Source organism: Microvirga sp. TS319, from assembly GCF_041276405.1.
Classification (GTDB): domain Bacteria; phylum Pseudomonadota; class Alphaproteobacteria; order Rhizobiales; family Beijerinckiaceae; genus Microvirga.
Genome location: NZ_JBGGGT010000002.1, coordinates 709,395 through 723,595, shown reverse-complemented (window position 1 = coordinate 723,595; position 14,201 = coordinate 709,395). Strand labels below are relative to the sequence as shown.

The window sequence follows — 14,201 nt, the reverse complement described above, 5'->3', positions numbered from 1 at the left end:
CCGATTTCACCACTCAGACACAACCAAAGTCGATGATAAGGGGGAAGCAACCTAATCAGCCATGCGAGCATCATCCTCAAGGCGCAAAGCCGGAACATTAGCCGACAGGTTCCACTTGGAAGAAGCCTTCCTTGCAACACCTGATACCGCGGCCTTGAAATCGGCTCTTATCCGGGCTGTCGACCAGCGAAACGATGAGCCAACCGTCCTGAAATACTGGGACAAGACTGGATCCGCGATTGACTCTGATCTGCGCGAACTCTGGCGTCATGAGATGCGCCAAAGCGAACGTGTCCGCGCGTTCCCTCATGCGGACGAGGTCATAGTGGAAGTGACAGGGTCGGGTGAGACCAGCGACGCGTTTTATCTCGCGATGCCCGGCGATCTCGCTCCGCTAGAATACGTGGCCCGCTTTTTGAGAGCCGATCATTGGCTCAAATCTCTCCATGGTCCGCGTCAACGGCTGATCCTGTGGACCAACATCCGCCGCATGGCTCTGGCACTCGGAGCGGTGCACGGCCAAGGCCTCGTTCACGGACGGCTGGACCACCGGGCGGTCTTCACGACCGGTGCGTCGACACAAGCCGATTTCCGCCTTGGCGGCTTTGAATTCTGCCTGCGGATTGCCGAGGTCGATAAGGCTCCCCTGCGGTTGATCGCAAAGAGCCGCCCCGTCGGAGCTGTGGTGTTCTCCTTTCTGGATGATTGGCGGGCCCTTGGCCTGATCACGGCAGACCTTCTTGGACTTGATCCCGGTCGGCTCGATGAGGAGGAGCCGGCATTTCTCACGGGGCGGTCGAGCCTCGAACTGCGGGCCGCTGAGATGGACCTAGTGCGGGCCCTCGTCCGGCCGGAGCGCAACCGCGCCCTGGATGCGCCTCTTGTCGTGAGTCGGGTTGACACGGTGGTCAATGAGCTGGAAGCGGAAGCCCGCGCCGACAACAGCCGCTATGTACTGGCTCTGCGCCTCGGGGAAACAAGTAAACTGTCCAATGCCCTCGCCATAGCGTCCAACGATGCGTTCGACATCGATGACGTCGAGGCCCAGACAGAGTTCGTCCAGGCTGACATTGAAACTGGCGCTGAGCTGATCCGCACCACACGTGGAGAACTCTTCCTTGTTACAGAAACACTGGTTTATGGGCTGCAGCCGTTCCGGCAGGCTGGTTCCGATGAGACTTGGGCGATTGCCAGCACCAACGCGGCTCGCCTGCGCCGGGAGGTTCAACTTGGGCGGCGCCAGACGCTGGAAATCCCCGCAAACCGCATTGAGATCGTGCGGTTTGGCGCTGCCTCCCGGCGGCTCCAGGAGTTGCGGAGCGACGCCTTGGATTGGAGCGCCGCTTTTGCATCTGACGACAGGGACGACGATCCAACGGTAACGGTTCGCCGAGGACTGCTTCTCGCCCAGGTCGCGGAAGCCTTATTCAGGGCCGCGGAAATCGTTCCGGTTGAGGTGCTCGCTGCACAACGGCGTCAGGGGGATCGAACAGTCGTCGACCTCGTCCCAAGTGATGCCGAGCAGCGGGCGCGTCTCAATGAAGCCCTTCGCGTCGATGATCCGCACCGGCTGATGCGCCGTTTGTTTCAGCAGGAACAGGCCGATTTTGACGCGGATTGGCAACTGTCGGACTTCGGCGGTCTCGGCGGAACCGCCCGTGCGTCCGCGAGTGTACGCTTCCTGCGTGTAGTACAGAAGCACAACCGGTGGGTTTATGAGTTCCAAGTCGTCGAGGGCGCCGTGCCCCCCGCGATGCAGCTTCATCTGCGGAAAGTTGATGATACCGGCACCGAGCAGGTGCTGAAGCGTAGGCTCCGCATGCTCGGCGTTCTGGCAACGCAGGCCGAGCTGGCGACCGTTCTCGCTGATCCTCGGGCGCGCCTGCGAACCTACCGGGACGACGTGCTCGAGGAGGATGCGCATTTTCAGGCGCTCGACGAGTCGAAACAGGAGGCGCTTCGGTCGATCTGGTCAACAGGGCCTAATCAGCTTGTCGTAGGGCCTCCCGGTGTCGGCAAGACGACGCTTGTGACCGAGACAGTGCGGCGGACCCTAGCCGCAGACCCAGCAGCGCGGCTGCTGTTGAGCGCGCAAGCGCACCAAGCCCTCGATCATCTCGCGGCAGCAGTGCAAAAAATGCTGCAGAAAGCCGGACTGTCAGAGGAAATCATCCTTGTTCGTTCGAAAGCCGACACGGGGGCAGATCTGTCGGGCGCGCAAACGCCCGAGCGCGCCAAGGCCTATCTCGCGAAGCTTGGTGGCAGTCCTCTCGCCCGCCGAGCGCCACTCACGATCCGGCGGTCTTTGAGCGAAATGAAGGAAGCCGCCGCCGTCACCGGAGATCTGCGCACCAAACTCAGCCCTGCGGCTCTGCGCCAGCGCCGGTCATTCGAGTCTCTGGTGCTCGAGTCGGCAAACGTCCTGTTCTCGACCACGAATTCCGGCGATCTCGAGCGTCTCGTGGAGGAGCGCGCCCAGTTCGACTGGGCCATCATTGAGGAGGCCGCGAAGGCGACCGGACCGGAGCTTCTGGCGCCGCAACTGCTCTCGATGCGCCGCCTTCTCATCGGAGACCACAACCAACTCCCGCCTTTCGATACCGACCGCATCGGGAGCTTTCTTGCCGATCAGACACGGGTCAAACAGGCACTGGACGAATGCGATATCGTGGTCGGCAACATTTTCCGCGACTTTGGCCTTGATGAGCTGCGCGAAGCCGCCGAAGACGATAAGGTCTTGAGCGAGATCTGTGACGCTGCGCGGCGGGTGTTGCTTCTGTTCGAAAGCTTGGTAACGCAGGAGCTTGAACGGCAGAAGCGCTCCGATCAGCGCCGCCGCCGGGTTGCCACAGAGCTCCTCCAGCAACACCGCATGCATCCTGTGATTGCAACTGTGATATCGGAATGCTTCTACGACGGGAAATTGGAAACGGCCCCGGCGCGAGCCAACGAGGTTGAGCGCGATCCCCCGCCGTTTACCATCACTGATCCGCGGCTGCCCTCCTCGCCGATCGTGTTCGTCGATCTCCCTTACATGCAAAGCGAGGCCGGCGCGGCTGAACAGCTGCCAACTTATCACAATCCCGCCGAACTCAAGGCCGTGTTGGAGATCCTGGCGCACTTCCGCCCGCAACCCACAGCGGATGGCAAGGCCCCCACGCTAGCAGTACTCTCACCTTACAACGAGCAGGTGGAACGCTTAGGCCGGGCCATTGACGATCAGCTGTCTGGCAGTCTGGACAACCTTTCCGGATTCATGACCGCCGCCAATGCCAGCGCGTTTCAAAGCACGGTCGACTCGTTCCAGGGCAGCGAGGCAGATCTCGTCATCGTCTCGCTCGTGCGCAACAATGATCATGTCGGCCGAGCGGCGCTTGGGATCCTGCGGGACCGGCGTCGCATGAACGTCCTTCTGAGCCGGGCCAAATGGCAGCTGGTGATTGTTGGCAGTCTTGAGTTTCTGCGTGTGCAGGGACGGCGCTACCGCCGCCATAAAGAAGGCGGGGCCCCGCCCTTCCTGGCCACTATGATCGACGTGGTCGACCGGCTTAAGGACGAGTATCTCCCTAACGGCCAAACCAAAAAGCTCTCAATCGTGCGGTGGACGGATCTGGTCGGGAAAGCCCAATGAGTCGCAAGAGCAATACCATTCGGGTCGCGGTTCCGGTCAAGCTCGCTAGGCTGCGGGTGTGGGTCGACAAGGGGCGTCACTGGAGCGGCGTGGACCGGCTGGTCCTTTGGGCGCTGTCTGTCACGCCACAGACAGCAGCGGATCTTGCTGCGGACGCGTGTCTTCCCGCGCGATTGGTCAACGAGATCATTCTGCGCATGATGCGTTTTGGATGGGTTGAGCTAGCAGCCGCCCGGAGGGGCGCCGCCTTCCGGGCAACCCGAGCCGGGCGCGAAGCCATTGAGACGTTTGATATCCTGCCGGCGGTGATCAAACGCACCGCAAGACGAGTTTCGTTCGTCATGGAGCCGTTTGAATGGAAGGCTTTCGGGCTTCGGGATCTCAAGCCATATCGGTCAGGCGAACTCGAAACCATCGAGAGAGAATACGATGTGCGTCGTATCATCGTCGAAGGAGGCTGGGGCAACATGAGCGCCCACGACCTCTATGGCGCCGTCGACCAGGTGCTTGCCGATGACGAGGAGCTGTCGAGCGTTGACTTCAACGCCTCGGCGACCTTAGATCAATTCGCCTTGTTCACGATCATCGGTGACAAGATCAAAGGGCTTCCCCCGCATCCTCCGCAGGACCTTATCAATGCCCTCCACCGGGCCGCCGCCGGGACACAGACCGGCGTAGTGATCCGCGCTCGCTCCGCAAAACGTCCCGCATCGGCCCGTGCAGACCTGACCGACCCCGTGTCGATACCGCCCCTCAATCCGTCTGATCTCGTCCTGACGGGACACGATCACCGTGAGCTACTGCTGGACGTGCTGCGCCATGCTCGGGAACGCGTGGTCATGCACTCGACGTTCTTACGGGAAGCTGCCTTTGTCGAACTTGAGGACGAGTTCCGGCGCGCGGCCAAGCGAGGCGTTCGCATCGATATTTTCTGGGGCGCCGCAAAGGATGAGAAGTCCCGCATTGCCAACCTTGAAGCCGCAATCGCCATCAACCATCGGATCGGGACGGATCACCACCTGCGCAATCGAGCACGAGTCCACTTGTACTCGACCCGTTCCCACGCCAAGCTCCTGATTGCGGACCGTGGCGAGGGGCCCGAGGGAGAGCATATCGCCGTCGTCGGATCCTGCAACTGGCTCTCAACGGGATTTCATCGCGTGGAAGCCTCGCTTGCGGTGCGTCACCCGCACGCCGTTGCCTGGGTGGCGCAGGAATTTGCAGAGTTGGTCTTTGGATCGTCAACGAGTTCGCCTGTTGCAGCCGACCTGACGACAATGGCCCGGACGCTGAAGAAGCAATCGGCTCCTAGCGGAGACGCGCGCTTGCAGATTGTCACCGGCGATGGACATGGCGCTCTCATACGGCAAGCTCGGGAGACGGCGGAGCACTCAATTGTGATCGGAGGCGATCGGTTTGGGGTTGCTGCCGAAGCCCGTACGATTGTCCCCATGGTAAAGGCCGGGAAAAGACTGGTCGATGCCGTGATTTGTTACTCCCGCCCCTCAGGACCAGTCACGAAGCAGGATGCGCGAGATCTCTCGGGGATTGCAGCAGCTGCGGGTGTCCGCCTTGTCCAAATCCCTGATCGTGAACTCCATGGCAAGTTCCTCCTGTGGGATGAGGACCATGTCGTGATCACCAGCCTGAACTGGTCGTCAGCGGACACGCGGAGTGATGCTCCGCAGGCTGAGATTGGAATTTATGTGCAGAGCCCCGGCCTAGCCGCAGATTTGCGGCGTCGCCTACTTGATGACTGGCCTGCTCTAAACTCTGCCCCCCAGCAGTCAGGAGAGGTTGGGAAGCGTCCGCGCAGGTCGCGCCCTCGATCTCGATCACGACAATAGAGGGATGTGCGCCCGCATCAATAACTCGGGATCTTGAATGGAGAGCTGAGGGAACTGTTGAGGGGCGTCAGAGCGGTGCAGGCGCTTTTCGTATCGAGAAAGTTGTCGACGCCACGTAGCCGATGGTCGGCAAGACCGTGATTCTCGAGGCGCAACTTGTACCCCGGCCACGCCAACACTGTCTGGAAATTCGTGCTTCCGACCTCGAGGTCGTCACTCATACCGAAGAGATGTTGCGTTCAGATACTGGCTTCGTGGTCTGAGGTCCTAAGTAGGTCGCCAAAAGTCCTGCAACAGCTTTCTGAGCCAGAAGCGTTCGGATGCCATGCCAGCCTTGCGGCGTGCCTGTTGTGGCGTCAACGTCAGAACCCAATCAGCTGCATCGGCGGCCAGGGCATCGATTGAGGCCGCCTGCCGATTGGCCGCTACCAGCCGCTTGAGGTCGCGCCAGAGCTGATCCATCGGGCTCAGTTCGGGCGTTTGCCGGGGCAACCACACGAACCGGATGCGCAGCCGGTCGGCCAGGGCCTGGGTCTGCGGGGCGGTGTGGGCGCTCGCCCGATCCGTCAGCAGCCAGAGCCAGCCGGCACCGCGATACCAGCGTCGCAACGCGCGCAGGAATGCCTGAGCGTCGGCCTGACCGGCACGGGTGCGGACCAGCACCACCCGGCGAGCGCTTCGCAGGTCGATGGCCCCGAACAGCACCCGCTTGGCATTGCGGCCCGTGATCGGCACCACCGCTTGCCTGCCCTTGAGCGCCCAGGTGGCCCGCAGCGGCGGAAACAGCCGCAACAATGTCCAATCGAGGCACAGCAGCCGATCGCCGCTGTGCCAGCCCGCCTTCAGACGTCGGGTGATCCCCCCTTTTTCTGCGGCAGATGCGCCGCGCGCTCGACATAGACATAGCGGGGCCGCTTCCAGCGATAGCCCGCCTCGTGCAGCCGGCGCCGCAGCGTGCGGGGGCTGACCGCGAGGCCCTTGGCGGCCAGGTCGTGGGCCAGCAGCGGCACCGTCCAGCTTGTGGCCTGGTAGCCGCAGCGGCGCGGGTCACGTGCCAGGGCCGCCGCCAGCCGACGCGGCGTGAGGGTGTGATGGAGACGCGGGCGCCCGCTGCGCGGCCGGTCGATCAGTGCCGTGGCCTCATACTCGGCCCGGTACTGGACGAGCCAGCGGTGCACACTGGAGCGGTTGACGCGGCAGCGGCGAGCCGCCTCGGCCACGGAATAGCCCTCGGCCACCAGCAACAGGGCCTCGAGGCGGCGATACACACGGGCCTCACGGGCGCCAGCAAGCGCTGCGGCCAGCCGCTTGCGATCCGCCTCGCCGAGCCACGTCTCGGGAGAGTGATCATGTCGGTGCATGCTCCCCAGAGAACACCCACAGCTCTCGCGTTGCAAGACTTATGGCGACCTACTTAGCGTGTAGAATGCCAGTTTTTGTCAACGATTGTGAATTCCGAACCTATTTGATCGAAATGCGTCAATTGTCGGCTAACTCCTCCTCCGGAGGGCACCTGACAGTCTGATTATGCAAGAGAGACGACCAGGACACAAGCGACCGGAATCCTACCGTTTCTTCGCTGCAACCCGGTGATCGATATTCAACCGACCCGGCCAGTTATCCAGATTCCGAATGGCTGATGACTTTGAGACAACTCGCGTATGACAAGCCTAACTAACTCTGAGGTCGCGCCCCGCGCAAAACGGAAGAGGATAACTTCAGGTACCTGAGATCTAGAATTTGAGACAAGGTCTCTCTTAAGAGAATCACGGTCTTAGGAGCATTTCGCACAATCACCGCGATGCAGATTGCCGTTCTGGCGGCCCAGTATGGGATCGAGGCTGAGGGCGATCTTGCCGAGACTCTCCCAGATGTCGAGGATGAGGGTTGATGAAACGTGACATGGATCTCATCAGAGGTTTGCTGCTTCGGTTTGAAGACCATGATCGCGCACGACTGAGCCGGAAAGAACTCCAGTTGGAGGGCTACAGCCAAGAGCAGATCGATCCTCACATCGAACGCCAGAATGAGGCAGGCCCTGCCAACCACCAAGTCGTCCGCCCCCAGTACAGTTCGGGGCATCAATCGATGATTAGGTTCGACCTTGGTATTCGTACCACCAAGGCAGGCTACGGCTTCTTGGAAAGCGTTCGTGACCCAGACATCTGGCGCAAGGCGAAAGACGGAGCACTGAAAGCAGGTGGATGGACGGTCGAATTGCTCATTGGCCTCGGAAAGGGGCTTCTGAAGAAGCAGATCGAAGAGAGAACAGGAGTCAAACTCTGATCTGACCCTCAACCATCTCTGCCTTCCGGACCCTGTCATGGCGTCTGGCGTACGCATCTCCTCTTGTTTCCCGATTCCATCGCCCCAAGGATCCGCAACTCCTACCCTCACCTGCCCGAACCATCGATATCGAAAGGCTGGATTTATCTTGGCTTGAGTGGATGGCAAATAGAATCAGCACGCTACGTTGCCAAACATGAAGGAACGCCAGGATGGCTATTGCTGCCGATGTGATGAGGATCATCTTGATGATGGATAGGGCTGGGCTCGGTGAACTCGCTGGTGAGCTGTACGGCGTCCTTGCTCAGGGCCGGATAATCGGAACATCAGACGGATCAACCACAGAGCTCCATGCAGAGAGCTCCGAACAGTTTCCGGCGCCGGAACAAGAGACTGACGACACCGCCTACGAGGACGCGGAGCAAATAAGAGTCACGATCGACTTCCTGCGCACTCGTCTAGTCGAGCCAGTCAAACGGCTTGACGAAGCGGAGCAGATTGTCGCGCTCCTGACGGAAAGCAAGAGCCCTGTCGGGATCTACCTTGTCGATACCGAGACGGGCAAAGACACCGAACTCTTCTCTGAGGCTGCACGAAAAGCTGCCTATCGTCTCGATCATCTGCTTGATCCCCTCGCTCAAGCTCTTCTTCGGGCGGAGTGAAGCTGATGGCTATCCCACTGGCGATCCGGCGAGAACTTCAGTCGATCTTCGCATCTTTTGCTGCCTCCCATAGCCGCACCAGCGTGCCTCTCGCAGCGGGAAAGGCATTCGAGGTCTGGCTTACCATGAAGCTGGCCGAGCATACCCGCAACTTGCCCGCGTGGTCAGTGTCACTGCGTGACGGAAGGGACGCTCCCTTACGTGCAGGGGCGCGATACTTGCTGCGCAAGCAGCGAGGAGGAATTCTTCCTGCCTCACGAAATTCGCCCAGTTTTGTGCGGATCAGCCGTCTGCGCGGTTCAGCAGTATTCGAGCTTCATGGAAGTTTGCAATGGCAGGGCCGCAGTAACGCCTTCCATGAGATTGACGTATCGATGATTCCATTTGGGGTCGCGGGACATTTCCGAGGCACTGTTGGTGGTTATCCAAGTGGTCTGCCCGTCATGGCCTTCGAGTGCAAGGACAAGGTGTCCTTAGGTCCATTGGATGAAGTTCGTGAGAAGCTTGCCAGGATGTTCGACTTGACCTTCTTGGGTCAAGCTTCCCCACCGAATGGGTATCGCGTTTTCGCTGACGCGGCGGGTACCCACGTGGGTTGGGGCGGCCGAAGTTCGCAATATCGGGCGCACTTTTCCAACGGTGTCTTTGGCATTGCTCGTGCGAAGGGATTCCAGTCTGGGACGAAGCCGCTCGCTGAGCATTATCACGTCCGTCTGTACGGGGACCTCTATAAATCCGGAGGTGGACTGCTGTTCAAGCTCCTTGGAGACTTTGAAGATTGCCTGGGACGCCTCTAGCATGAGATCATCTTTGCGGTAGACGGCTTCTGTCTTGCTCGTCCACCCAGTGCCTTCGAACTCGCTGGGCGTGGATCAGAAGATGAGATTTGGATCGGTACGACGGAATGACGTTTGGGCCATTGAGGTCGCCATTTGTCCCAAGCCTTCCTTGTGGTTCCGAGGTGGAGATAAAGGTCTCCGCCCGATTGTCACTCAGAAGCGATCTCTAATCTCTTCTCAGCCACTCCCTCCTTCCCAGCTGCAACGCACCCTGGGCGACGTGCAATCGTCGAGCATTGGAAAGCCAACCGCTTGGACGATCACGAGCTGCGGCAAGCGACGAGTTTGATGCCCTCACCAAGATCCTCCCGGCCGATCACCGCGAGGCACTGGGGGCCCCATCATGGACGAGAATGCCGTTACCTAAGGCCCCTCACCGAAGACGGTAGGGTGCCAACGCCCTCGGAACTCTATCCTCAGACTTGGATTACATACTTACCCCACAGAGGTAAGAGCGCGGCTACTGAAACCGCCGCATGACGTGCGCGCAACCCTGACCAGCTCGCACGTCATGCGGCTCCTCGCCTGTGCCACGATCCACCAGTCTTAAGAGTAGGCTTTCGTACATACGTCAAAAGCAGCCATTACGATCTTCCCATCGCGCTCGGCGTCATGGCCGCCATCGGCGCCGTTCCGGGCGACGCGCTCAACGGCTTCACGGTTCTCGGCGAACTGGCGCTCGACGGCTCCATCACCACCGTGGCCGGGGTGCTGCCCGCCGCCATGGCGGCCGTCGAGCGACGGCACGGCCTGATCTGCCCGGCGGGGTGCGGCTCGGAAGCGGCCTGGGCCAGCGGCGATCTCGAAATCCTGGCGCCGCGCTCGCTGATCCAGCTCGCGAACCACTTCAAAGGCACCCAGGTGATGAGCCGGCCGGAACCGGCCATCATGCCCGCCTCCGACGCACTGCCGGACCTGCGCGACATCAAGGGGCAGGAAAGCGCCAAGCGAACTCTCGAGATCGCCGCTGCCGGCAGCCACAATCTGCTGATGAGCGGGCCGCCTGGGGCCGGCAAATCCATGCTGGCTCAGCGCCTGCCGTCGATCCTGCCGCCGCTTTCGCCGCGCGAACTCCTGGAAATCTCGATGATTCAGTCGGTGGCCGGACTGCTTGCGGACGGCGCGCTCTCGAACCGGCGGCCTTTCCGGGCTCCGCATCATTCCGCCTCCATGGCCGCCCTGGTCGGCGGCGGCCCCAATGCCAGGCCCGGCGAGGCGTCCCTCGCTCATCACGGCGTTCTCTTCCTCGACGAGCTGCCCGAATTCCAGCCCCAGGTGCTCGATTCCCTTCGCCAGCCCCTGGAGGCCGGGGAGATCCTGATTGCGCGGGCCAATCACCGGGTCACGTATCCGGCGCGGTTCCAGCTCGTAGCGGCCATGAATCCGTGCCGCTGCGGGCAGGCGACGGAGCCCGGCTATGTCTGCCGTCGCCAGCCCAACGAGCGCTGCATCGCGCAATATCAGGCGCGTCTCTCCGGCCCGCTTCTCGACCGCATCGATCTGGCCATCGAAGTGCCCGCAGTGACCGCGGCCGATCTCATTCTGCCGCCGCCGATGGAAGGCTCGGCGCAGGTGGCGACCCGGGTGGCGGCAGCCCGCAGGCGGCAGGAGAAGCGCTACTCCGCCTTGGGAATCGGCCTCATGACCAATGCCGCCTGTCCACCGGCTCTTCTGGAGGAGGTCGCGCAGCCTGATTCGGAGGGGCTTTTGCTGATTCGTGACGCCGCCAATGCCATGCGCCTTTCGGCACGCGGCTTCCACCGGATCCTGAAGGTGGGCCGGACGCTGGCCGATCTCGACGGGGAGGAGCGCGTCCGGCGAATCCATCTTGCCGAAGCCCTGTCCTACCGGTCCCGTATGGACCGCCGGTCGGCGGCATGACCTGAGAAAAGTGCCTGTGCATTCTGGTGAAATCGCATGGCCCCTGTGATATACTTTGTCACAAAACAGTTTGAAACGATGGCTATGTCACGGTGCAAAGCCGGCACGACCACCGACCCGCCCGCCCCATGAGATCTCGATGACGTCTTCTCTGCTGAATGGAATGGCAGCTTCCGTAAAACCTGCGCTGACTCCGGCATTGGACGGGTTTCGCGCGATGGCGAGGCGGGCCGTGCGCGATTACGGCAGCCTCGACCCCGTGCTCGGCCGCATCGGCTCCCTCGAGGTCCGTCTCGCCACGACGGCTCAGGAAATCCGCCAAGCGCAGAAGCTGCGGTTCAAGGTGTTCTACGAGGAGATGTCGGCCGTGCCGAAAGGGGCCGCCCTGCTCTCGCGGCGTGATGTGGATGTATACGACGCCATCTGCGATCATCTTCTCGTGCTCGACCATGACGCGAAGCAAGGCTCCCTGCGCCGGGCCAAACCGAAGGTGGTGGGTACCTATCGCCTGCTTCGCCAGGATGTGGCGGAGCGCCATCAGGGCTTCTATACCCGCGGCGAATACGACATCGCCCCGCTTCTGAAGGCCCATTCCTCCTTGCGCTTTCTTGAGCTCGGCCGCTCCTGCGTGCTCGAACCCTATCGCAACAAGCGCACGGTCGAGCTGCTGTGGCACGGCATCTGGTCTTACGTTCTGCACTACAAGATCGACGTGATGATCGGTTGCGCGAGCCTTGAAGGCACCGATGCCGGGGCGCTCGCCCTGCCCTTGAGCTTCCTCCACCATTATGCCGCCGCGCCCGCCTCCTGGCAGGCCCATGCCTTGCCCGAGCGTTTCACGCGGATGGACGTTCTGCCGAGGGAGGCCGTCGACCCCAAGGCCGCGCTCCATGCCCTCCCGCCGCTGATCAAGGGCTATCTGCGGCTCGGCGCGACCTTCGGGACAGGGGCCGTCATCGACGAGCAATTCGGCACGACGGACGTGCTCGTCATCCTGCCGGTCTCAGCCATCAACCCGCGCTACATCGACCATTTCGGACCGACCGCGAACCGTCACGCGGCCTGAACGTATTCCCCCGCCGCATGAAGTGCGTCCAAGCCTTCGCGATAGGTGGGGAAACGCAGCCGCACGCCGAGCTCGTCCTTGATCAGACGGTTCGAGACGCGCTTGTTCTCGGCATAGAAGCTGCGTGCCGTCGGACTCATCCGGGCATTCTCGAATGCCACCTCGGGCGGCGGCTCGACACCGGCCAGCCGGGCGGCGTAGGCAATGACATCCTGCGGCGGCGCGGGCTCGTCGTCCGTCACGTTGTAGACGGCGCCGGGCCGTGGCCTGAGCAGGGATGCGGCGAGCGTCGAAGCGATGTCATCCACGTGGATGCGGTTGAACACCTGCCCGGGTTTCACGATGCGCCGCGCGGTTCCCTGCGCGAGGCTGGTAAAGGCATTGCGCCCCGGACCATAGATGCCGGTGAGGCGGAAGACGTGAACGGCCCGTCCGCCTCGTTGCCCGAGTTCGAGCCATGCCTGTTCGGCCCCATAGCGCAGGCCCGATGAGCGGCTTTGCGGCGCCGCCGGAATCGTCTCGTCGATCCAGGCCCCGCCGTGATCGCCATAGACGCCGGTCGTGGAGAGATAGCCGATCCACGAGGCGTCCGACGATGCGATCCGGTCCGCAAACCCGTTCAGCGTGGGATCGCCCCCGGCATCGGGCGGGGCCGAGATCAGGATCGCATCGGCGCGCCGGAGATCCTCCAGAAGATCCGCGCCGCATTCCCCAAACGCGTGAGCCGCGATGCCCCCGGCCCTGAGACGCCGGGCCTTCTCGGCCTCGCGCACCGTTCCGGCAACATGCGTCCATGGAGCCGACCGGATGAAGGCTTGTGCTGAATATCCGAGTCCGAAAACGAAAAGTCTCACGCGACCTCCTTCTTCACCGGGAGCGCACGGCTCCATTCCGCGCGCACGGCCGCATCGTCCTCGCGCTCGAAACGGCGCGCACCGAGCGAAGCGACGGCCCTGCCCGGGAGCAGCCGGCCGACGGCCCAGACCGCCATGGCGCGCACGAGCGGCGAAGCATCGTCGAGAAGGCGCACGGCTTCATCCGCCAAGGCGGCATCCCCGGAATTGCCGATGGCGATAAGCACATTGCGGATGAAACGGTCGCGCCCCGTGCGCTTGATCGGCGTGCCGGAAAACCGGGTACGGAAAGCGGGATCGTCGAGGCGCGCCAGTTCCGCGAGCGGTAGGGCGGCCAGGTCGTCCCGCTGCATGAGCTTCGCCTCGCGACCGACCTGCGCGAATTTGTTCCAGGGGCAGACCGCAAGGCAATCGTCGCAGCCGAAGATGCGGTTGCCGATCCCGGGACGAAGGTCTTCGGGAATATGATCCTTATGCTCGATCGTCAGATACGAGATGCAGCGCCGTGCATCGAGCTGAAACGGGGCAGGAAATGCATCGGTCGGACAGACGTCGAGGCAGCGGCGGCAGGAGCCGCAATGATTGCGCTCCGGCTCGTCTGCGGGCAGTTCCGCCGTGGTGAAGATCGCGCCGAGGAAGAGCCAGTTTCCGAACTCGCGTGAGACGATGACCGTATGCTTGCCCTGGAATCCGAGGCCCGCGGCTTCCGCCAGGGGCTTTTCCATGACCGGCGCCGTATCCACGAACACCTTCACGTCGGACGCGGCCTTCGCGGCGAGGAAGCCTGCGATCTCCTTGAGCTTGCCCTTGATCACGTCGTGATAATCGCGGTTGCGGGCATAGATCGAGATCGAGCCGTGATCCTTCTTCGAGAGCGCCGCCAGGGGATCGCCGGAAGGGCCGTAATTGACGCCGAGCAGAACGACGCTGCGCACCTCCGGCCAGAGGGCGCGGGGATCGGCGCGGCGATCGGCCGTATCCGCCATCCAATCCATGGAGGCGTGATGGCCCGCCGTAAGCCAGGCCTTCAGCCGCTCCGGCGCCAGCGGAATGGAATCGGGAGCGGCGATCCGGACCGTATCGAAGCCGATCTGCCGCGCGCGCTCCACGAAGGCGCGCTTCAAGGCCTGCCCGC

Annotated in this window: 10 protein-coding genes and 1 pseudogene; 7 read left to right on the top strand and 4 right to left on the bottom strand. The window is 62.2% G+C overall.

Annotated features, from left to right (window positions below; translation table 11 throughout):
* Positions 1 to 115: 115 nt before the first annotated feature.
* Positions 116 to 3,631 (top strand): AAA domain-containing protein, encoded by a 3,516-nt coding sequence (locus AB8841_RS12765; RefSeq protein WP_370436214.1) that lies wholly within the window; start codon positions 116 to 118, stop codon positions 3,629 to 3,631.
* Complete coding sequence (locus AB8841_RS12760) at positions 3,628 to 5,478, top strand: phospholipase D-like domain-containing protein (protein ID WP_370436213.1); 1,851 nt, start codon at positions 3,628 to 3,630, stop codon at positions 5,476 to 5,478. The genes AB8841_RS12765 and AB8841_RS12760 overlap by 4 nt, the downstream gene beginning before the upstream one ends.
* A gap of 267 nt (positions 5,479 to 5,745) precedes the next feature.
* Here AB8841_RS12760 and AB8841_RS12755 read toward each other — a convergent pair whose 3' ends face one another.
* Both AB8841_RS12755 and AB8841_RS12750 read right to left on the bottom strand, forming a co-directional pair.
* Positions 5,746 to 6,291 carry a transposase gene (locus tag AB8841_RS12755; protein WP_370439262.1) on the bottom strand — a complete coding sequence of 182 codons (546 nt, stop codon included), beginning with the start codon at positions 6,289 to 6,291 and terminating at the stop codon, positions 5,746 to 5,748.
* A 29-nt stretch (positions 6,292 to 6,320) separates the two neighbouring features.
* Entirely contained in the window at positions 6,321 to 6,839 is a 519-nt protein-coding gene (locus AB8841_RS12750; protein ID WP_370436212.1) for a helix-turn-helix domain-containing protein, read from the bottom strand.
* Positions 6,840 to 7,368: 529 nt separating this feature from the next.
* Here AB8841_RS12750 and AB8841_RS12745 point away from each other — a divergent pair.
* The 5 genes and pseudogenes from AB8841_RS12745 (at position 7,369) to AB8841_RS12725 (ending at position 12,212) form a co-directional block, all read left to right on the top strand.
* Positions 7,369 to 7,764 carry a DUF2513 domain-containing protein gene (locus tag AB8841_RS12745; RefSeq protein ID WP_370436211.1) on the top strand — a complete coding sequence of 132 codons (396 nt, stop codon included), beginning with the start codon at positions 7,369 to 7,371 and terminating at the stop codon, positions 7,762 to 7,764.
* A 212-nt stretch (positions 7,765 to 7,976) separates the two neighbouring features.
* Positions 7,977 to 8,426: a hypothetical protein gene (locus tag AB8841_RS12740; protein ID WP_370436210.1), complete on the top strand. Its 450-nt coding sequence runs from the start codon at positions 7,977 to 7,979 to the stop codon at positions 8,424 to 8,426.
* 5 nt (positions 8,427 to 8,431) lie between these two features.
* Positions 8,432 to 9,223: a hypothetical protein gene (locus tag AB8841_RS12735; protein ID WP_370436209.1), complete on the top strand. Its 792-nt coding sequence runs from the start codon at positions 8,432 to 8,434 to the stop codon at positions 9,221 to 9,223.
* A gap of 615 nt (positions 9,224 to 9,838) precedes the next feature.
* Positions 9,839 to 11,146 (top strand): annotated as a pseudogene (locus AB8841_RS12730) (YifB family Mg chelatase-like AAA ATPase); the annotation flags it as partial.
* A gap of 217 nt (positions 11,147 to 11,363) precedes the next feature.
* On the top strand, positions 11,364 to 12,212 hold the full coding sequence (locus AB8841_RS12725; protein WP_370439261.1) for a GNAT family N-acetyltransferase: 849 nt from the start codon (positions 11,364 to 11,366) through the stop codon (positions 12,210 to 12,212).
* On the opposite strand, the gene AB8841_RS12720 is transcribed toward AB8841_RS12725, so the two are convergent.
* Positions 12,200 to 13,066, bottom strand: a complete 867-nt coding sequence (locus tag AB8841_RS12720) for an SDR family oxidoreductase (protein ID WP_370436208.1) — start codon at positions 13,064 to 13,066, stop codon at positions 12,200 to 12,202. The two genes, AB8841_RS12725 and AB8841_RS12720, sit on opposite strands and share 13 nt — an antisense overlap.
* On the bottom strand, positions 13,063 to 14,190 hold the full coding sequence (queG, locus tag AB8841_RS12715) for a tRNA epoxyqueuosine(34) reductase QueG (protein WP_370436207.1): 1,128 nt from the start codon (positions 14,188 to 14,190) through the stop codon (positions 13,063 to 13,065). Before queG ends, AB8841_RS12720 begins: the two co-directional genes overlap by 4 nt.
* Between the last annotated feature and the right edge of the window lie 11 nt (positions 14,191 to 14,201).

What these genes read in the sequence shown, in the direction of transcription:
- AB8841_RS12725 (WP_370439261.1), top strand. Translation starts at nt 11,364, where the DNA reads ATGGCGAGGCGGGCCGTGCGCGATTACGGCAGCCTCGACCCCGTGCTC.
- AB8841_RS12750 (WP_370436212.1), bottom strand. Translation starts at nt 6,839, where the DNA reads ATGCACCGACATGATCACTCTCCCGAGACGTGGCTCGGCGAGGCGGAT.
- AB8841_RS12745 (WP_370436211.1), top strand. Translation starts at nt 7,369, where the DNA reads ATGAAACGTGACATGGATCTCATCAGAGGTTTGCTGCTTCGGTTTGAA.
- AB8841_RS12760 (WP_370436213.1), top strand. Translation starts at nt 3,628, where the DNA reads ATGAGTCGCAAGAGCAATACCATTCGGGTCGCGGTTCCGGTCAAGCTC.
- AB8841_RS12735 (WP_370436209.1), top strand. Translation starts at nt 8,432, where the DNA reads ATGGCTATCCCACTGGCGATCCGGCGAGAACTTCAGTCGATCTTCGCA.
- AB8841_RS12740 (WP_370436210.1), top strand. Translation starts at nt 7,977, where the DNA reads ATGGCTATTGCTGCCGATGTGATGAGGATCATCTTGATGATGGATAGG.